The sequence below is a fragment of the Solibacillus silvestris genome, assembly GCF_051967575.1.
In the GTDB taxonomy this organism is placed as follows: Bacteria; Bacillota; Bacilli; order Bacillales_A; family Planococcaceae; genus Solibacillus; species Solibacillus silvestris_B.
On the sequence record NZ_JBQCJW010000003.1, the window covers coordinates 201066 to 220091 of the forward strand.

Here is a 19026-nt window from a genome sequence, read left to right on the forward strand (position 1 = left end):
AACACCTCCTATTACTTTTCTTTGTTTTTTGTAATAAACGCTTCAAATTTTTCTTTTGACCATGTATTGACGATCAATTCTTTCTTCAACCATGCTTTTTGTGCATAGTTTACGCCAATATCCATAAAGCGCAGATGGTCAATCGCATGTGCATCTGTATTAATTGCAATCGGCACATTTTTTTCAATCGCCAACTGCAAATATTCGGTAGATAAATCCAAACGATACGGATTTGCATTAAGCTCCAGAATTTTTCCATGCTCTGCTGCCCAATCAATTAATAAAGGTACATCCGGATTATAGCCGCCGCGCTCGCCGACGATGCGGCCCGTCGGATGTGCGATCATATGGACAAATTGATTTTCCATCGCTGTTTTCAAACGCGCCATGATTTTGTCCTGCGATTGTGTAAAGCTTGAGTGAATCGATGCAATGACAAAATCCAAATCTTTTAGCACATCATCATCGAAATCAAGTGTTCCGTCTGGTAAAATATCCATTTCGGTACCCCGGTATAGACGGAAATCCGGATTTGCTTCATTGAAGGAATAAATATCGAATTTTTGCTGTTCCAATCGCTCTGGTGTTAATCCGTTTGCCACTTTCAAATATTGCGAATGGTCGGTAATGACTGCATATTTGTAGCCTTTGTCAATTAAAGCTTGCCCCATCTCGCTGACTGAATGTGCCCCATCAGACCAAGTTGTATGCATATGGAGATCTGACACAATGTCGTTTAGCTTCACTAAATCATTCAGCTCATCTAAACGTTCAAGTTCCTTTCCGCTTTCGCGAACTGTCGGCGGAATGTACGGTAAATTAAAATGCGCAAAAAACGCTTCTTCCGATTCAAATGTCGCCAGTGTGCCATCTTCTTGTTCCACACCGTATTCACTTATTTTTTTGCCCATTGATTTTGCCAGCTGGCGCATGCACACATTATGGTCTTTTGAACCTGTAAAATGGTGAAGTGCCGTGGCGTATTCTTCACGCTTAACGAGGCGGAAATCCACACTTACCGGCTCTTCTCGATCTAAAATGACCGACACCTTCGTATCACCCGCAGCGATTGTTTCTAAAATCGCCAGTCGTGTTAAAATCGCTTCACGTACAGTTTCATACTCCTTCGTTGCCACAATAAAATCAACATCTTTACTCGTTTCCGCAATACGCCGGAAACTTCCCGCGACCGAAAAGAGTTCCACTTCAGGCAGACTTGCCAAAAGCTCGTTAATTTCCAGTACAACCGGCTCAAGCTGCCAAATAGGCAAACGTTCGGCACGCGAACCAAATGTTTCAAGCTCCTTTAGAATCTTTTCTTCTGTTTTGGCCGCAAATCCCGCCAGTTCGCGGACTTTCCCTGCCTCACAAGCTGCTTTTAACGTTTCTGCATCAACAATATTGAGCTCCTGGTAAAGTTTTGCGAGTTTTTTCCCACCTAGGCCCGGCAGCTTCATCAACGGCACAAGCCCTTTCGGCACAGCTGCCTCAAGCTCTTTAAGGACGCTTGATTCCCCTATTTCCATCAGCTCCAAAATGACAGCTGCTGTTCCTTTGCCAATTCCTTTAATCGCCGTAATATCATCAATTTCGCTTAGACTGCGCTCATCCGCTTCAAGTGCCCCGGCGGCTTTGCGGAATGCCGATACTTTAAATGGATTTTCCGCCTGTAATTCCATATACAATGCTATTTTCTCTAATGTGCGAATAATAATTTTTTTGTTCATATATAATTGCCTCCCCTTTAAAAAAGCTCCTCCCGAAAATCGAGAGAAGCTTTCGCATGATTTTCAACTCAATTACACCTTTGCATAATTGTGTCCGGATTCGACTTTGATCTCACATACAGGACACAGGTCGTTCTTCAGGCATCGTCGCATGATGTGCAATTGCTAGCCTGAGCCCATCTAATTCCGGCAGGCGGTAGGATACCCGCTGAAAAAAGCTAATTTTTATAAATATACCACCATTTTTGGAACATGCTCGTAATAATCGGGGTATGTTCCAGCATAAGCCCTGCAATAATGGAGCCATTGATGAACGATTGAATAGATTCAATCGGCAGCAATGCGAATACATACAATCCGATAAACAGAATAATATACATTTCGATAAACCCAAACAGTGCACCTAGTACATAGTTTAACGAACTTAACACAGGTAAATACGTTAAAAAATCGAACATCGACCCTAAAATTTGAAGCGCTATTTTTACAGCAAAGAAAATAATGGCAAATGCAAACACGCGGTAAAAAGTGCGATCTACATCCAGCGAGTCCAGTACTAACGTCATTGTTGCGCCTTCTGTAAAGCCAGGATACGGTATCCATAGCACAAATTTTTCAGCGAGCGGCTTGTAATAAATAACGGCCACAACAAGGGCGATTAAAAAACTTCCGATATTGATTAATTGGACGACGAGCCCTCGTTTCGCTCCAATTACTAAACTGATGATAAAAACTACGAGAATAAATAAATCTAACATATATGTCAACCCTTCAAATGTTTCAATTGTTCTTCTAATTTTTCAAATTGCTCTTTTAATAATAAATAGTCATGAACTGAATTAACGGCTGTTAGCACGGCTAATTTTGCAGTATCTAAAGATGGGTTAAGGGCATTGATTTCACGCATTTTGTCATCTACTATTGAAGCGACAAGGCGCATATGACCTATTGATTCTGTTCCTACCATTTTATATGTATGACCATATATTTCCACGGAAATGCGATTCTTCTCTTGCTCACCCAAAATAATCCCTCCAGAAAGAATATGTAAACAGTAACGAAAATACTTTTTGTTCCCCTTTGCCCATTGGATGTTTAAAAGCAAACCCGGCTACTATTTTTTATAAAACGACGCCATTTTCATATTGTACATCATATCATTTCCAATTTCATTATCGCAACACCATGGCTGTAATGTTCATCTCAAACGTCGAAGCAATATGTCATTTCCCCTTTTGCGCACTAAAAGTTATACTACATAATAATGAATGTATTTTGAAAGGATCGACTATGACAAATATCGTTTTACTCTGCACTGCTGAACAGCAGCAAAAAATTCGACAATATTATGAAAAGGCAATAATCGAACGAAAGGCTCCCGGTGTTGTTTTCGCCATTAAGCTTGCCGATACAGCCATCACGGCATATAAATCCGGGAAAATAATGTTTCAAGGTGCGGGCGCTGAGCGAGAAGCAGCACGATGGGGCAAAGCGGATTCATCTGCAGCCAAAACAACAACCACTAAAGGGGATAAACTTCCAGAACTGTTTTCGACATTGTCGGTCATCGGCTCGGACGAAACCGGTACCGGTGATTATTTTGGGCCAGTAACCGTTGCAGCAGTGTACGTGCCTGCCGACAAAATAAAGCTCGTTCAACAACTTGGAGTGAAAGATTCCAAACAGCTCACAGATGATTATATGCGGAAAATTGCGCCCGATTTGATGAAAGCATGCCCACATAGCATATTGACACTGCGCAATGACAAATATAATGAAATTCAAGCACGGGGTTATTCACAAGGAAAAATAAAAGCTCTTTTGCACAACCAGGCATTAAAGCATGTACTGACGAAAATCTCCCCTGAGAAGCCGCAATATATTTTAATTGACCAATTCGCGGAGCGCGGCATTTATTACAACCATATAAAAAATGAAAAAGAAATCGTCCGCGAAAATGTTCTATTCTCCACGAAGGCCGAAAACTTGCACGTAGCAGTTGCGGCAGCTTCGATTATAGCGCGTTATGCTTTTTTAAAAGAAATGGACCGCCTAGGAAAAATCGCGGGCTTCGCACTTCAAAAAGGGGCAAGTGCGAAAGTCGATGAAATGGCTGCAAAAATTTGGCTGAAATTCGGGGAGGATACGCTCCGTTCCATGACAAAATGGCATTTTGCAAATACAGAAAAAGCCCGGAAACTGCTTCAAAAACGAAAACGCTGAATAAATGAAGGAGCTGCTGCAAAACTATCGGCAACAGCTCCTCTTAATTATTTTTCCATTACAGCAAAATAGTTTTCCTCATCATCCGCAAAGTTGAACACTTTGCCAAACGGCATATTAACAAGTTCCCCAACTGTTATTCCTCTAGCTTGAAAGTCTTCATAAAGCATATCCAAATCGTTCGCATAAAACATTAAAGATGGTGCCGCTAAGTTGAGCTCCGGCGACATTTCCGAAATTTTCTTTTTATCATGCAATACGATGCTTGTTTGAATCTCATCGTTTGGTGCGACTGTTATTACCCGCATACCGTTATTAATGTCCGACACGACTAGAAAGCCTAACTTTTCTGTCCAAAACTTTTTTGATTTTTCCTGGTCATCTACATACAGCATCACTTGTCCCAATTGCTCAATCATTTACTTCCACTCTCCTTTTTCCATCATCCCCAATTATACACAAATAAAAACAGCAGGAGCAAAATACTCCCACTGTAAATTTTGATTATTTCTTTTCCGGAACAGGTCCCATAAAGTCTTCACGCTTCGTAATGTCCACACGCTTAATAAATAGTGCTAAAAGCAATGCAACCAATGTAATGCCTGCCGCTACGAAGAAACTAAATGTAATCCCGTCAAGCATTGCTTGTTGCATAACTTGCGCTTGCAATTGTGCCATTTGCTCTGCACTAGGCTGTACAGCTGATGAGGCGTTCGCCTGCATGTTTGCGGCAATTTCCTCAGCCCGTGTTTTTGTATGGGAGTTGAAAATTGTCACCAAAACGGCTGTTCCAATAGCTCCGGCAACTTGCTGGGCAGTATTGTTCATCGCAGTTCCATGCGGATTTAAACGGTTTGGCAATGCATTTAAGCCGTTTGTCATAATTGGCATCATTACCATTGAAATCCCGAACATACGGATTGTGTAAACCGAAATAATATACGTATATGTCGAATCCGCTTCTAAATACCCTAAAGCGACTGTCGCCAATGTCGTAATCGTTAAACCGATGACCGCTAAAATACGCGGACCAAATTTATCGAATAATTTTCCGGTAATAGGCGACATGATCCCCATGACGATAGCACCTGGCAACATCATTAAGCCTGCTTCGAATGGTTCGATTCCGCGTACATTTTGTACATAAGCCGGTGTTAAAATCATCCCTGAGAACATCGCGACAGATAATACCATTGATACAACTGAAGCCAATGCATATGCAGGATATGTGTAGATGCGTAAATCAAGCAATGGCTGTTCTAAACGGAATTGACGTACGATAAACCAGATTAACCCGATGGCCCCTACTACAATCGTTCCCCATACTTCAAGCGCCGACCAACCAGCTGAACTTGCTGTACTGAAACCATATAATAATCCACCGAAGCCAAGAGTCGATAATACGACAGAAAGCATATCAATTTTAGCTTCACGGTTCGGCAGTACGTCTTCCAATTTCCAAATTGCCAATAATAATGAAATGATCGCAATTGGAAGAATCATTTTGAACAGGACGCTCCAGTCATAATGTTCAACAATCCAGCCTGATAATGTTGGACCAATTGCTGGCGCCAATACCATTACTAAACCGAACATCCCCATCGCTTGGCCGCGTTTTTCGATTGGGAAGCTAATAAGCATTACATTCATTAAAATCGGTGACATTGTTGCTGCACCCGCTGCTTGAATCATACGACCTGCCAGCAGGAAGCCGAATGATGGGGCAAATGCCGCCATTGCAGTACCGACAACGAAAATCGCCAATGATAAAATAAATAACGGACGTGTTCTGAATTTTGTAATTAAATATGCGGAAGTCGGGACTAATACCCCGCTTACAAGCATATAGCCTGTTGCCAACCATTGAACTGTTGAATAATCTTTAATATCGAACGCCGTCATAATCGACGGTAGAGCTACGTTTAATAAAGTATTATTTAAAAATGCCACAAATGCCCCGACAAACAATACGGCAATCATCAAATATGGAGGCTTTTTGAATATTTTTACATCTTGCGTTTTTTCCATAAATTTTATTTCCCTTCTTTTTTCAATAAAAAATCTCTATTTCTGTACTCGAACTATTTTATACTCGCAGTCCAATAAATTCAACAATTTTATACTACTAGTCTAAAAACATTGCGAAATCAAAGTTTTATCATTAGAATGAGAGTATAAAACAGGCATCCAGGAGTGATTTTATTAAGCTTTTCCACTTCTATGCTAAACGAAACACGTTAGTCTATATGGAGGAACTTTATGAATCAGCGAAAAAGACAAGTGCTTGATAGCGCATTACAGCTTTTTATCGAAAAAGGTTTTCACGAAACGTCAATTCAGGACATTTTAGATAAAGCAATGATTTCAAAAGGAACATTTTATAATTATTTCCCATCAAAGGTTGAATGTTTTACGGCGATAATGGAGCAAACACGTTATGAAGCGAGCTTATTGCGGCATGAAATGCTGTTAAACCAAGATATAACAGATGAAAATTTATTGCTTGAACAAATTCTTGTGCTCATGCAAATTAATAAAAAACAAAATCTCGTTTCGGTGTTCGAAAATATTTTCCAGTCAAAAGACAGAGAACTGCGGGAACTGTTAACAAGTTATCGATTGCTTGAAATTGAATGGGTGTCAAACCGTTTCATCGATATTTTCGGCGAAAAATTGCGGCCCTTTTCGCTTGAGCTGGCGATTATTTTTTTTGCTATGGTGCATCATTTGACACAAGCATACCGCACATTTTACAACGATTTTACCGAACCTAAAAAAATACTGCGAATTGCGTTGCGCAATACTAAAGCAATCATTCCTACAATGCTCGAAAGCGGAAATATATTACTCCCCCAGGATGCGCTTCAATTAGTCGAGCAGAAAAAAAGGTATCAGTCCATTTCAAAAAATGACTTAATCGAAAAAGTGCGCGGTTTCAATGATCAGCTTAAGTTGGATGATGCCAACGAGATTGGCGCACAATTTACGGAGAGTATTTTGGACGAGCTGCTGCGCGATGAACTGCGTATTGCCGTAATCGAAACATTATTAAAGCCGTTCCGCGAAGCGTTCACAAATACTTCCCATGCCGCGGAGAATGTCGAGCTGGCGAATTTATTGTGGTACTTTACTAAAAATGGCGAAAAGAAATAGGTCACCGGTTATTAAGCGGAAGTTCGCACTTTCAACAGTTTTCCCTAAAAAACACGTCCAGGCGCCCGAAAATATTCATCGCGTAAAATAATGCTGATTTCATTAAAAATCTTTATTCCTTTATCCAATAAAAAAAGAAGTCGTACTGAACGTTATCCTTTGTTCAGTACGACTTCTTTATACCCACTATTTGCTATTCGAAATATGCACTTTTAATTGCTTGCCTTTAATCGGCGTTGTTTTCATTGCTTTTAATACAAGATTGCCTTTGCCGTTCAGGATTTCCACAAATGTTGAAGTATCTAAAATCGTGATGATGCCGATATCCGCTGCGGTCATGCCTTGTATTTTCGCAATTGTACCGACGAAATCGATAGCGCGGAGTTTTTTCTTTTTGCCCCCGTTAAAGTAAAGCTTCGTAATGTTCGCATCGACTTTCGCATTTTTTTGCTTCTTTTTTTGCGGGAGGCTTTGCATCTTTTTATCAAATGCATCCGCTTTTGACTCCACTTCTTCATGTGTCGGCAAGTCCATTTTCGGAATCGTAAAGCCGATAAATTGTTCGATACCTGCTAAAAAATCATGTTCGAAAGGTGTGGCGAATGTAACGGCCTTTCCTTGCAGACCTGCACGCCCTGTACGGCCTGTACGATGCACATATGCCTCTTTTTCCATCGGTAGATCATAATTGACAACAAGCGAAATGTTCTCGATATCAATGCCGCGAGCCGCGACATCTGTAGCGACTAAATAACGAAAATCCCCTCGTTTATAATCATTCATGACGAGCAAACGTGTCGATTGGTCCATGCCGCCATGCAATTTGTCGACACTGTATTCCCTGTCATACAAATAATCATGCAATGCATCGACACGATCTTTTGTACGGCAGAAAATAATGCATGTATCCGGGTTTTCCACGACCGCCACCTTTTCCAGCGCAGCCATTTTCTCTTCATCGCGCACTTCGATGACGGCATGCTCGATTTTCGGGGCGGCCTCCTCTGAATGCACTTCAATATCTGTCGGGTCCTTCAAATAGTTTGCGGACAATTTTTTAATCGCTTCAGGTACTGTTGCGGAGAACAGCATCATCGCTTCACGCTGCTCTACATGTGCCAATATCGCTTCCACTTGATCGATAAAGCCCATATTCAGCATCTCATCCGCCTCATCCAATACAACATAGCGAATTTTATCAAGCTTCAATGTTCCCTTCTCGATATGATCCAATACGCGCCCAGGTGTGCCGACAGCAATATGCGTTTTTTGCTTAAGCTCGTCCTGCTGGTAGCGAAATGGCTGTTTCCCGTACAATGCAACGGCTTTAATACGCTTATAACGGCCGATATTCGTAAACTCTTCTTTCACTTGTACTGCCAGTTCACGGGTAGGCGTTAAAACTAAAGCTTGCGGCTTGTTTTCAATCCAATCAATCTTTTCACAAATCGGAATGGCAAACGCAGCTGTTTTTCCGCTTCCTGTTTGGGCTTTCACAATTAAATCTTCATTCTGCAAAGCATGCGGCAACACTTTTCGCTGAACTTCGGTTGGAGAGCTGTAGTCTAAATCGATCAGTGCATGCTGTATTTCCTTTGATAATGGGTATTGCTTAAAGTTATTAGTCATTTCTATTCCTCGTTTTCTTCTATTAATGAATAATTCCCGGGTCGACGATGGCGATAAATTTCTTTGTCGCTTTTGATAGCGAAACGTTTTTTAAATGGACGATGCCGAGACTGCGCTTTGGAATTTGCTGCTGGAGCTCGATTTCATATAAAATCCCTTCCTCCAAGTAATCGGCAGCAAATTCTTTCGTTACACTCGCGACTCCTAAATTGATCTTCGCAAATTCAAGCACTAAATCATGTGAACCTAATTCAAATTCCGGGGAGATTGTATAGCCTCGATCCTTTAAATAACCTTCTACATAATTGCGCGAATTCGCCTTTTTTTCCAAAAAAATGAGTGGCAGCTTTATAAGCATATCGAGACTAATCGGTTTTCTCGTTAAATTTTTGTATTTTTGCCCGCACACAAATATATCATGAATTTCCTTACATGGGATCACTTGAAGCTGGTGGTCATCAATCGGTAAATTGCAAATGCCTAAATCGGCTTCACCCGATTTTATAAAAGCTAAAATTTCATTTGTCGTTCCGTTTAAAACTTTTAGCTTAATGCCAGGATATTTAATATGGAATGCTTCTAAATAAGGCAATAAAAAATATCTGGATATTGTATCCCCCACACCAATACGCAATATGCCTGTACGCAAGTTTTTAAACTCGGCAATTTTTTCTTCGCCCGCATCTAAAATTCCGAGTGCTGAATTGACGTACTCATGCAATAATTCTCCTTCATCGGTTAGTGTAACCCCTTTTGGCGTGCGGTTGAATAAAACAGTGTCAAGCTCTTTCTCAAGTTTTGATATCGCTTGGCTAACGGCCGGCTGTGTCATATACAACACAGCAGCTGCCTTTGAAAAGCTTTTATTGCGGCTTACCTCATTGAAAATTCGATATGATTCCAATTTCACTAACATATAAACCCCACTTATATCTGATATTAGAAATATTAATTTTACTTATACCATATGAACGAGTTATAGTAAACATTGTGAGATTTCATATGCTTTGCTTATTGTAAAGCAAAGCTAATTAAAATATAACTTACATCCATTAAAGGAGAGATTATTTTGGAACGTGTAGTAGGAACAGTTGTACGAGGTCTTCGTGGCCCAATTATCAATGAAGGTGATGATATTGTTCAAATCGTAGTCGATACAGCATTAAACGCAGCAAAAATAGAAGGGTACGAAATTGAAGATCGTGATATCGTGACTGTGACAGAATCAGTTGTGGCGCGTGCGCAAGGCAACTATGCAAAAATTTCCGATATCGCGGCTGATGTACATGCAAAATTCGGTGATGATACTGTTGGGGTAATTTTCCCGATTCTTTCACGTAATCGTTTCTCCAACATTTTAAAAGGAATTGCAGCAGGCACAAAAAAAATCGTCCTGATGCTTAGCTACCCATCTGATGAAGTTGGAAATCATTTAGTTACATTGGATGAGCTTGATGAAAAAGGCATTAATCCATGGACAGATGTGTTGACGGAAGCTGAATTCCGTGGGCATTTCGGCTATAATAAACACACTTTTACGGGTGTAGATTATATTGAATATTATAAAGAGTTAATCGTTGAACAAGGTGCAGAGGTGGAAGTAATCTTCTCAAACAATGCTAAAACGATTTTAAGCTATACAAAGAACACTTTAACATGCGATATTCACTCCCGCTTCCGTACAAAACGTATTTTAAAAGCTGCTGGAGCAGAAAAAATCTTTGGTTTGGATAATATTTTATCGGAGTCAGTTAACGGTTCTGGCTTCAACTCTAAGTACGGTTTACTTGGTTCAAACAAATCAACAGAGGATGGTGTGAAATTATTCCCTGATAACTGTCAGCCAATTGTTGATGATATCCAGTCTAAAATTTTAGCCGCTACCGGCAAATTGGTTGAAGTAATGATTTACGGCGATGGCGCATTTAAAGATCCAGTAGGACAAATTTGGGAGCTTGCAGACCCAGTTGTATCGCCTGCCTATACTCCAGGTCTTGATGGCACTCCGAATGAAATTAAATTAAAATACTTGGCAGACAATGATTTCGCCAACCTGCACGGCGAAGAGCTGAAAGAGGCCATTAAAGAATATATTAACAATAAAGAAGAAGATTTAACAGGTAATATGGCTGCACAAGGTACAACACCACGTAAGCTGACAGATTTGATCGGTTCATTATCTGACTTAACTTCTGGTTCAGGCGATAAAGGGACACCAATGATCTACATCCAAGGTTATTTCGATAACTATACAAAATAACAATTATAAAAAGGCATTGGAGAAAGTGTTAACCACTTTCTCCAATGCCTTTTATGCTATTCTTTTTCGACGCCTTCCGTCCATTTATTTACACGGTCTTCATTTTTTTCAATCCATTGTTTTGCTGCTTCTTCCGGTTTTGTGCCCGAGTAAATGTCGAGCATTACTTCTTCAATATCCTCTGTCGTCCATTCAAAAGCATCCAGGATTTTAAATGCATCCGGTTTGTCTTGTTCCAGGTTTTGACGAACAAATGTATGAATGCTTTCTTCGCCGCCAAATACACCTTCTGGATCTTCTAAATATTTCAGATCAAAGTTTGCAAATTTCCAGTGCGGGCTCCAGCCTGTCACGACAATGTCTTCCTCATTTTTAATCGCCTGTTCCAAAGCAACTGTCATTGCACCTGATGAAGATGGTTGTAATGACCAATTTTCCAGGTTTGGATAAGCTTCCAGCGCTCTTTCGGCAGCCGCAACGACACCTGCGCCAGCTTCAATACCTGTAATTGTCGATGCTGCCTCTGTTGTTAAATCTGAAATTGACGCAGCTTCCATATAGCTTGGTACGACTAAACCGATTTTAGCACCTTGCAGATTCGGCCCTAAATCCTCTACATCTGCACCGTATTTTTCATATTGTGAAGCATGTGTAGCAGGCAGCCATCCGGATACCATCGCATCTGCTTCTCTTTTGGAAACGGCTTCCCACATAATGGCATTGTCTAATGGAGTAATATCCACCTTATAGCCGACACTTTCCAATACTTCTGCCACAACATATGTTGAAGCTACTTCCGAATCCCACTCCACATAGGCCAATTCGATTGATCCTAAGTCGTTTGCAGATGCACTATCAGTTTTCTCTGCTGTATCATCTCCGCAGGCAGCTAGTAAAAGTGCCGCACTCATTGCTGTTGCAGCAGACATCCATTTTAATTTTTTCATTTTATTTACCCCCATTAGTTTTTTGCTTATTTAAGCTTTGTGTTAAGCGGTCTACAATAATAGCGAAGATTACTAAGCTGATACCCGCCACAAATCCATTGCCGATTTGTGCGCGCTGTAATGCTGACAGTACTTCTCGGCCTAATCCCGGCGCACCGATCATCGATGCAATAACAACCATTGATAACGATAATAGTACCGTTTGGTTAATACCGGCCATAATAGTAGATTTTGAAAGCGGCAGTTCCACTTTTAATAATTTTTGTGCAAATGTACTACCATAAGAGTCCGCCGCTTCGATTAAATGTGTCGGAACTTGGCGAATCCCTAAATTCGTAAAACGTACAGTTGGTGGTAATGCGAAGATTACTGAGGCAAAGACACCTGGTACGACACCAATTCCGAAAAATGCAACTGCTGGGATTAAATAAACGAATCCCGGCATTGTCTGCATAAAGTCTAAAATCGGTTTTAAAATTTCTTCCACTACTTTTGATTTCGACATTAGAATGCCAAGCGGTATCCCTATGACAATGGCGATTAAACTAGAAAACAGCACAAGTGTAAATGTGTTCATAAGCTGCTCCCATAGCCCTTGGTTTAATATGAAGAATAAACCTAGTATCGAGAAAATGGCTAAGCCGAATTTTTTACCCGTTGCGAAAAATGCCAATATCGCAATAATAATGATAAACACATAAGGTGGTATAGATGTTAGTGCAGATGTGACTAGACCCATTAAATCTTCACCATTATGCTGAATAAATCGGAATTGGGCAGAAAATGTGTCTGTTACAGTATCCATCAGTTTTTCTACATTTTCAGCTACTGGTATCGGTGACGCTAAATTTAATAGTTTACTCATTGTCTACACCTCCGCTTTTTTCAGAGGCTAATGACTCAAGGACAACCCCACGAATAAGGACACCGCGCAGTTTCCCTTCTTCAACAACAGCAACTGGTGTCGGTGAATCGGAAATAACCGATAATATATCCTGAATTACTGTAGTTGGTTCTACAATCGGCATATCTGTCCGTAAAATCGACTGCAGCGATTTTTCCCCGGATTGCGCCAGCTCCAAGGCGTCATTTGCAGTAATATAACCTAAATATTTTCGGGCTTTATCCACTGCGAGCAATACACTGACTTTGTCTTCCCGCATACGCTGCAATGCCACTTTCGGCCCATCGTGCTCAATTTGAATCGTCATAGGGCGAATCATCGCATTTTCTGCCGTCAGCACTTTCGAACGGTCTACATCCTCCAGGAATGAGCGCACATATTCGTTCGCAGGATTCGTTAAAATTTCTTCCCCTGTACCGACTTGCATTATTTTCCCGTCTTTCATAATGGCAATGCGATCGCCGATACGGAGTGCTTCATTGAGATCATGTGTAATGAAAACAATTGTTTTCTGTAAATTTGCTTGCAATTCCAATAGCTCATCTTGCATTTCTTTTCGAATGAGCGGATCAAGAGCAGAAAAAGCTTCATCCATTAAAATAATTTCCGTATCATTTGCTAAAGCGCGCGCAAGTCCTACGCGTTGCTGCATACCGCCTGATAATTGGTCTGGATATTGGTCTTTATAGGAGAGCAACCCTGCATTCTGTAAAGCCTTTTCTGCTTTTAATCGTCTTTCCTCTTTCGGTACGCCCCGGATTTCCAGGCCATATTCTGCATTTTGCAAAATTGTGCGTTGTGGGAATAATGCGAAGTTTTGAAACACCATGCTCATTTTTTCTCGTCTAACTTGTTGCAGACTTTTCTTGTTTAGTTTCGTAATATTTTGGTCGTCTATATAGATATCACCGCTCGTTGGTTGGATAAGACGGTTTAATAATCGGATTAATGTAGACTTTCCGCTCCCCGAAAGACCCATAATAACAAAGATCTCGCCTTCTCCTATTGATAAACTCGCTTCATAAACACCTACAGTCGCATTTGTTTCTTTTAAAATCTGTTCTTTCGATTTTTCTTGCTTTACTAATTTCAATGCCTGTGATGTATTTTTCCCAAAAACTTTCGTGACTCGGTCAATTCTGATTTTCCCCATAATCCACTTCCTAAATATTAAATTTCATACAAGTAACAACTTTATTTATATATGAGGTTGTCACAAGCAACAACTTATATATTAATAGACGTTGTTACTTTTGTCAAACAAGAAACATTTTCCAGTCGCGTATTAATGTAGGAATAAAAAAAACTATTGCTTGATCGTTATTCAACAAGCAATAGTTACTGGTGCATATATATTGGCCTCTTTAAACGACAGGGCCTTGCTTTTATAATTGCAAAAAGTGTTTTACATTTGAAAAGCATTCATCCTTTCCAATAAAAAATAATGTATCCCCTGCAGACAATGTCGCATATGGACCTGGGGAAACAATTAGTTCATGGTCTTTTTTTATCCCGATAATTGTTGCACCGGTTTGTTGCCAAAAGTTAATTTCCCCAACGTTTTTTGATAAATAAGGACAATTTTCAGTAATATCAATTTGAAAAGGGACAAAAGGATTGATCGATTGATATCTGCTCGTGCGATTTACCATTTCTCCTAATGTATCTTGAAAAAGATTTAATTCATCAATTTGTCTTTCGATACTGTCGGTTAATTGTTTTTGCAGATCCCGAATCGATTTTACCCCTTCCAATCGTTGAATATATTTGGCTGCGTTTTCGTAGGATACGATTACAACACCGCTTCCCTTTGTCGCCTCTACAATATTTAAATCCTGCAAAACCGCAATCGCTCTTCTTGCAGTTTCCGAGGAGACACTGTATTGAGAGGCGAGTGATGATCTTGCATAAATTTTTTCTCCAACGACATATTTTTTTTCGACAATTTTAGCTGCAATATCCTCTGCAATCACTTGATATTTCGGCTGTTTAATTTGGATTTTTTTCTCCATTACTTGCACTCCTTTGTGCTATGTTCGAAATGCATAAGCAAATTCCCTACATTTATACTATATCGAAATTATATACCTTTTTTTAAAAACAACAAATCTTTCGATGAATTTACTTAAATCCCCTTCAATTCACTCTTTATTTAAACTATTCCCAGTATAGTATTCCCCTTTATGTTAAATACTAACAACAGACTTTTTCTCTCACTTAAACTTATTATTTCCCTTTTGCGGCAAAATCCCTAACTTCAATACTTTAAACCAATAAAGTTCTTTATAATTCAGAATAATGATGATAAAATTTTGATTATTGTAAATTAGAAATAGGTGTACTAATGAAAAAATTATTTAGAAAAAAACCAATTGATGACCTTCTGCTTAAAAGCGGAAACATTCAGTTACCAAAAACAATCGGCCCTTTCGATTTGATTTTGCTTGGTGTCGGTGCCATTGTCGGTACAGGCATTTTCATTTTGCCAGGCACGGTATCGGCTCTTCATGCAGGCCCAGGCATCGTCTTTTCCTTTGCGATTGCTGCGGCGGTTTGCGCATTAGCTGCGCTCTGTTATTCTGAGTTTGCCTCTACAGTTCCCGTGGCAGGAAGCGCGTATTCCTATAGTTACATTGTCTTTGGCGAAATTATCGCATGGCTTGTCGGATGGGCATTACTATTAGAATACGGGCTTGCAACAGCTGCAGTTGCGACAGGCTGGTCGGGTTATTTCATCTCATTGCTGGAGGGCTTGAATATTCATCTGCCGGTCGCATTAACAGGAGCGTTCAGTCCTGAAAAAGGCATGTATATTAACTTGCCTGCCATCTGTATCATTTTTGCAATAGGTGCCCTGTTAACATTAGGAATGAAAGAGTCGACACGTTTTAATGCATTATTAGTCGCTATTAAAATCGGTGTAATATTATTATTTATCGTTGTCGGCGTATTTTATGTAAAACCGGATAACTGGGCGCCATTTTTGCCATTTGGGATGAGCGGTGTATTTACAGGGGCAGCACTCGTATTTTTTGCTTATCTAGGTTTTGACGCCGTCTCTTCTGCCGCCGCGGAAGTAAAAAACCCGCAGCGCAATATGCCGATCGGGATTATCGGTTCGCTGATCATTTGTACATTGCTGTATGTGATCGTTTCGCTTGTATTGACAGGGATTGTTCCTTATAAAAATCTGAATGTGGCGGACCCCGTATCATTTGCGATGGAAGTTGTCCATCAGGAATGGGCAGCAGGAATTATTTCCCTCGGCGCTGTAATCGGGATGATGACTGTAATTTTAGTGATGATGTATGGCGGTACGCGCTTGTTAATGGCGTTTGCGCGTGATGGATTAATGCCAAAAATGCTTGCACAATTAAGCCCAAAACGAAAAACCCCTGTTAAAAACACTTGGCTTTTTACAGTTGTCATTTCTTTTTTTGCAGGGTTTGTTCCGTTGGATATGCTAGCCGAGCTTGTGAATATGGGTACAATGGTTGCATTTATTTTCGTCTCTGCCGGTATTCTGTATTTGCGAAAAAATAAAGACTTGCCAGAAAACCGCTTTAAAGTACCTTTCTATCCTGTATTACCGATCATATCATTTGTGCTGTGCATATTCCTTATTACCCAGCTCTCGATGCATACATGGATCGCCTGCGGTTTATGGTTTATTATCGGTATAGTCATCTACTTAGTCTACGGGAAAAGACATTCATCATTAAATTAGAAAATTAAATATTATACATGGTCTATAATAAATATTTATGATTTATTATAGGCTTTTTTTGTCGAGAATCGAATCTTCTGACCTTATTAAATTATTTATTTTTGAACCTTTTATAGATGCCAACAAATCGCTAATATAAAAGATAATTTCAATTAAAAGGAGCGCTTAATATGCAATCATCTCAATCGATTTCTACTTCTTCAGCTAAAACAAAAGATTTAATTATTACGAGTCTGCTCATTTCCCTCGTATTTGTTGCAACTTTTTTTATTAATATTCGATTACCTATCGCAGCTAATGGCGGACTTGTTCATTTAGGTTCTGCCATGCTCTTTATTATCTCGATTTTATTTGGCCCGAAAAAAGGGGCGATGGCCGGAGCATTTGGGATGGCATTGTTTGATATTTTATCGGGTTGGACATTATGGGCACCATTCACTTTCATTACACGCGGGCTTCAAGGCTATATCATCGGGAAAATTGCTATGATGGACGGGAAAAATGGAGGCAGCATCATTTACAACTTTGCTGCCATTGTCATCTCGGTTCCGTTTATGCTTGGTGGTTACTATGTTTGTGAACGTGTATTGTATGGAAACTGGGTCATTCCGTTTGCATCGATTCCCGGAAATCTTGTGCAAAATGCAGTGGGACTTGTCATCGCATTACCTGTATGTATCGCATTGAAAAAACTGCCTATTTTTAAATAAGGATTGGGATAAAACAAAAGACATCATTTTTCCCTGCAAGAAAAATGGTGTCTTTTTGCTTACGCCGAAATTGTATTCAGCTGCGGAGACGCTTTCCAGAGGCACGGCAGCTTTACACGAACGGCTTTTTTTCATCTTATTCGGTGGGACTATTTTAAAAACCTGGAAATCAAATGAAGGAATTCTCATTAATCTGCCTTCTCCTGAATAAACCGTATCACCAAACACTGTTTCAATTAAGGGCAAGTACAATAAGCGGACAGTTTTCATATCGAACGTGGAGTGGAAATCAGCATCATTTTATCGACTACGTAAGACGAACTTTTTTTCAACTAAATGATAAACTATCCTTCATATGAATACGGGGGCATTTCTTGAAGAAATGCCCCCGATTGTTACTTTAATAAAAAACTGCTGATTGAAGATGAATTCCTGAATAAAAGAACAGATTTTCAACGCCCTTTTACGGTTCCCCAAGACCCGCTCCTCCACTCCAGTCTATTCATAGATTCTACCCGATTAATAATTTTCCGCTTATGCCCCCGAATCTTCTCCGTTTATTTCACTAACTTGCTGATCTCTTTAAATGTATCGCCTTTTGCCACTTGCTGCATTTCGAATAATGCCATTTCAACGCTCGTTATTTGAGCACCAAGCTGTATCATCTTCTGAATGCCAACTTCGCGGTTGCCTGCTGTACGTGATGACACACAATCCGCCAGCACTTCTACTTCATATCCGTTTTCCATTAATTGAGCTGCCGTTTGATAGACGCAAATATGCGCTTCAATTCCAGCCAGTAAAATTTTCTTGCGACCTGTTTGCTCCAAAGCCTGAACAAATTCCTCTGTATCATAAGCACTGAACGTAATTTTTTCAATCGGTTTTTCATCTGTTAAATGCTCGGCAATTCGCTCATCTGTCGGACCAAGCCCTTTTGGATATTGCTCAAGCCATAAAATCGGCAACTGTAGTAATTTTGCCCCTTGGACAACGGTTGCGATATTGTTGACGATAAAACCGCTTTCATCAACAATTTGCGCCAATTTCCCTTGAATATCAATCAGTACTAGGACCGCTTCTTCTTTTTTCAACATGAACATTCCTCCCAAAAGTTATAGTCTACCTCATTATACTCAACTTTTAATATAAAAGAATAGTAGTTGCTGCATTGAAACAGATGGCATGACACGGTATAGTGAAAAGAGAAATGGAGGATTTACATGTTGCGTCTTAGTTGGCTCATTAGTATGGGCATTAGTTTATTCGGAGTATTGATTATTCAGCACTTTTTTACGGTAAAACCCGACGATGTTGCAAATGGAGGAAATCTTGGTGCACTTGGTTTAGCTCTTGCTGCACCATTTATTATACTTAGTTTATTCATTACGTTTCGATTCTTTACTGAAAGTGCCAGAAATGCAGAAGATCAACTTATGCGTATGATTTATTTTGTGTTTGGTGTGGCGCTGTTAATTGTATTCATCTATTATGCCATTGACTTTTCAAACAATGTATATGCATCGCTCGGCGGTAATACGAAGACACCTGGTTCCACAATCTATCGTTTCCCTCTATTAAATGAGTATACAAATCATGTTTTTCTTAACTTTTATACGTTCGGCGCTGTCCATACATTAAGTGCTTTAATCGGTGCGGTTACAGGGATGGTCAAGCCTGCCAAACAATCTCCGCAATAACAAAAACCCGAATGGTCATTGAACCATTCGGGTTTTGTTATTGTTA

At 39.9% G+C, this 19026-nt stretch carries 18 protein-coding genes; 6 read left to right on the forward strand and 12 right to left on the reverse strand.

All coding sequences use genetic code 11. The features are described from left to right. Positions 1-11: 11 nt before the first annotated feature. The 3 genes from polX to zapA form a co-directional block, all read right to left on the reverse strand. On the reverse strand, positions 12-1727 hold the full coding sequence (gene polX, locus ACTHOQ_RS03360; protein WP_440494249.1) for a DNA polymerase/3'-5' exonuclease PolX: 1716 nt from the start codon (positions 1725-1727) through the stop codon (positions 12-14). Between the two features lie 218 nt (positions 1728-1945). Continuing rightward, positions 1946-2485, reverse strand: coding sequence for a CvpA family protein (locus tag ACTHOQ_RS03365; protein ID WP_440494250.1), 540 nt, complete (start codon positions 2483-2485; stop codon positions 1946-1948). A 5-nt stretch (positions 2486-2490) separates the two neighbouring features. Continuing rightward, entirely contained in the window at positions 2491-2751 is a 261-nt protein-coding gene (gene zapA / locus ACTHOQ_RS03370) for a cell division protein ZapA (RefSeq protein WP_440494251.1), read from the reverse strand. Positions 2752-3017: 266 nt separating this feature from the next. On the opposite strand from zapA, the gene rnhC reads away from it, so the two are divergent. Beyond that, positions 3018-3950 (forward strand): ribonuclease HIII, encoded by a 933-nt coding sequence (rnhC, locus tag ACTHOQ_RS03375; RefSeq protein ID WP_440494252.1) that lies wholly within the window; start codon positions 3018-3020, stop codon positions 3948-3950. A 47-nt stretch (positions 3951-3997) separates the two neighbouring features. Here the strand turns inward: rnhC and ACTHOQ_RS03380 are convergent, their stop codons facing one another. Both ACTHOQ_RS03380 and ACTHOQ_RS03385 read right to left on the reverse strand, forming a co-directional pair. Next, positions 3998-4369, reverse strand: a complete 372-nt coding sequence (locus ACTHOQ_RS03380) for a VOC family protein (protein ID WP_440494253.1) — start codon at positions 4367-4369, stop codon at positions 3998-4000. Positions 4370-4454: 85 nt separating this feature from the next. Continuing rightward, positions 4455-5978, reverse strand: coding sequence for a DHA2 family efflux MFS transporter permease subunit (locus ACTHOQ_RS03385; RefSeq protein ID WP_440494254.1), 1524 nt, complete (start codon positions 5976-5978; stop codon positions 4455-4457). A 231-nt stretch (positions 5979-6209) separates the two neighbouring features. Here ACTHOQ_RS03385 and ACTHOQ_RS03390 point away from each other — a divergent pair, with 231 nt between their 5' ends. Then, complete coding sequence (locus ACTHOQ_RS03390) at positions 6210-7103, forward strand: TetR/AcrR family transcriptional regulator (RefSeq protein WP_440494255.1); 894 nt, start codon at positions 6210-6212, stop codon at positions 7101-7103. Positions 7104-7289: 186 nt separating this feature from the next. Here ACTHOQ_RS03390 and ACTHOQ_RS03395 read toward each other — a convergent pair whose 3' ends face one another. Together ACTHOQ_RS03395 and ACTHOQ_RS03400 are read right to left on the reverse strand one after the other, a co-directional pair. Beyond that, positions 7290-8732: a DEAD/DEAH box helicase gene (locus ACTHOQ_RS03395; protein WP_440494256.1), complete on the reverse strand. Its 1443-nt coding sequence runs from the start codon at positions 8730-8732 to the stop codon at positions 7290-7292. A gap of 22 nt (positions 8733-8754) precedes the next feature. Continuing rightward, a complete protein-coding gene (locus ACTHOQ_RS03400; protein ID WP_440494257.1) occupies positions 8755-9648 on the reverse strand; it encodes a LysR family transcriptional regulator in 894 nt (297 codons plus the stop codon). 153 nt (positions 9649-9801) lie between these two features. Between ACTHOQ_RS03400 and ACTHOQ_RS03405 the strand changes: the two genes are divergently transcribed. Continuing rightward, positions 9802-10992: a coenzyme F420-0:L-glutamate ligase gene (locus tag ACTHOQ_RS03405; protein ID WP_440494258.1), complete on the forward strand. Its 1191-nt coding sequence runs from the start codon at positions 9802-9804 to the stop codon at positions 10990-10992. Positions 10993-11048: 56 nt separating this feature from the next. On the opposite strand, the gene ACTHOQ_RS03410 is transcribed toward ACTHOQ_RS03405, so the two are convergent. From ACTHOQ_RS03410 to ACTHOQ_RS03425, 4 genes are all read right to left on the reverse strand, one after another. Beyond that, on the reverse strand, positions 11049-11939 hold the full coding sequence (locus tag ACTHOQ_RS03410; protein WP_440494259.1) for a glycine betaine ABC transporter substrate-binding protein: 891 nt from the start codon (positions 11937-11939) through the stop codon (positions 11049-11051). Position 11940: 1 nt separating this feature from the next. Further along, complete coding sequence (locus ACTHOQ_RS03415; protein WP_440494260.1) at positions 11941-12804, reverse strand: ABC transporter permease; 864 nt, start codon at positions 12802-12804, stop codon at positions 11941-11943. Next, positions 12797-13996 (reverse strand): quaternary amine ABC transporter ATP-binding protein, encoded by a 1200-nt coding sequence (locus ACTHOQ_RS03420; RefSeq protein ID WP_440494261.1) that lies wholly within the window; start codon positions 13994-13996, stop codon positions 12797-12799. The genes ACTHOQ_RS03415 and ACTHOQ_RS03420 overlap by 8 nt, the downstream gene beginning before the upstream one ends. Positions 13997-14228: 232 nt before the next feature. Further along, positions 14229-14855, reverse strand: a complete 627-nt coding sequence (locus tag ACTHOQ_RS03425) for a GntR family transcriptional regulator (protein ID WP_440494262.1) — start codon at positions 14853-14855, stop codon at positions 14229-14231. Positions 14856-15187: 332 nt separating this feature from the next. Between ACTHOQ_RS03425 and bcaP the strand changes: the two genes are divergently transcribed. Together bcaP and ACTHOQ_RS03435 are read left to right on the forward strand one after the other, a co-directional pair. Next, on the forward strand, positions 15188-16570 hold the full coding sequence (gene bcaP / locus ACTHOQ_RS03430; protein ID WP_440494263.1) for a branched-chain amino acid transporter BcaP: 1383 nt from the start codon (positions 15188-15190) through the stop codon (positions 16568-16570). 170 nt (positions 16571-16740) lie between these two features. Further along, positions 16741-17280: an ECF transporter S component gene (locus tag ACTHOQ_RS03435; protein WP_440494264.1), complete on the forward strand. Its 540-nt coding sequence runs from the start codon at positions 16741-16743 to the stop codon at positions 17278-17280. A 557-nt stretch (positions 17281-17837) separates the two neighbouring features. On the opposite strand, the gene ACTHOQ_RS03440 is transcribed toward ACTHOQ_RS03435, so the two are convergent. Next, positions 17838-18377: a hydrolase gene (locus ACTHOQ_RS03440; protein WP_440494265.1), complete on the reverse strand. Its 540-nt coding sequence runs from the start codon at positions 18375-18377 to the stop codon at positions 17838-17840. A gap of 126 nt (positions 18378-18503) precedes the next feature. On the opposite strand from ACTHOQ_RS03440, the gene ACTHOQ_RS03445 reads away from it, so the two are divergent. Then, on the forward strand, positions 18504-18980 hold the full coding sequence (locus ACTHOQ_RS03445) for a nucleoside-diphosphate sugar epimerase (protein ID WP_440494266.1): 477 nt from the start codon (positions 18504-18506) through the stop codon (positions 18978-18980). Positions 18981-19026: the final 46 nt, after the last annotated feature.

What these genes read in the sequence shown, in the direction of transcription:
- polX (WP_440494249.1), bottom strand. Translation starts at nt 1,727, where the DNA reads ATGAACAAAAAAATTATTATTCGCACATTAGAGAAAATAGCATTGTAT.
- ACTHOQ_RS03365 (WP_440494250.1), bottom strand. Translation starts at nt 2,485, where the DNA reads ATGTTAGATTTATTTATTCTCGTAGTTTTTATCATCAGTTTAGTAATT.
- rnhC (WP_440494252.1), top strand. Translation starts at nt 3,018, where the DNA reads ATGACAAATATCGTTTTACTCTGCACTGCTGAACAGCAGCAAAAAATT.
- ACTHOQ_RS03380 (WP_440494253.1), bottom strand. Translation starts at nt 4,369, where the DNA reads ATGATTGAGCAATTGGGACAAGTGATGCTGTATGTAGATGACCAGGAA.
- ACTHOQ_RS03385 (WP_440494254.1), bottom strand. Translation starts at nt 5,978, where the DNA reads ATGGAAAAAACGCAAGATGTAAAAATATTCAAAAAGCCTCCATATTTG.
- ACTHOQ_RS03390 (WP_440494255.1), top strand. Translation starts at nt 6,210, where the DNA reads ATGAATCAGCGAAAAAGACAAGTGCTTGATAGCGCATTACAGCTTTTT.
- ACTHOQ_RS03395 (WP_440494256.1), bottom strand. Translation starts at nt 8,732, where the DNA reads ATGACTAATAACTTTAAGCAATACCCATTATCAAAGGAAATACAGCAT.
- ACTHOQ_RS03400 (WP_440494257.1), bottom strand. Translation starts at nt 9,648, where the DNA reads ATGTTAGTGAAATTGGAATCATATCGAATTTTCAATGAGGTAAGCCGC.
- ACTHOQ_RS03410 (WP_440494259.1), bottom strand. Translation starts at nt 11,939, where the DNA reads ATGAAAAAATTAAAATGGATGTCTGCTGCAACAGCAATGAGTGCGGCA.
- ACTHOQ_RS03415 (WP_440494260.1), bottom strand. Translation starts at nt 12,804, where the DNA reads ATGAGTAAACTATTAAATTTAGCGTCACCGATACCAGTAGCTGAAAAT.
- ACTHOQ_RS03420 (WP_440494261.1), bottom strand. Translation starts at nt 13,996, where the DNA reads ATGGGGAAAATCAGAATTGACCGAGTCACGAAAGTTTTTGGGAAAAAT.
- ACTHOQ_RS03425 (WP_440494262.1), bottom strand. Translation starts at nt 14,855, where the DNA reads ATGGAGAAAAAAATCCAAATTAAACAGCCGAAATATCAAGTGATTGCA.
- bcaP (WP_440494263.1), top strand. Translation starts at nt 15,188, where the DNA reads ATGAAAAAATTATTTAGAAAAAAACCAATTGATGACCTTCTGCTTAAA.
- ACTHOQ_RS03435 (WP_440494264.1), top strand. Translation starts at nt 16,741, where the DNA reads ATGCAATCATCTCAATCGATTTCTACTTCTTCAGCTAAAACAAAAGAT.
- ACTHOQ_RS03440 (WP_440494265.1), bottom strand. Translation starts at nt 18,377, where the DNA reads ATGTTGAAAAAAGAAGAAGCGGTCCTAGTACTGATTGATATTCAAGGG.
- ACTHOQ_RS03445 (WP_440494266.1), top strand. Translation starts at nt 18,504, where the DNA reads ATGTTGCGTCTTAGTTGGCTCATTAGTATGGGCATTAGTTTATTCGGA.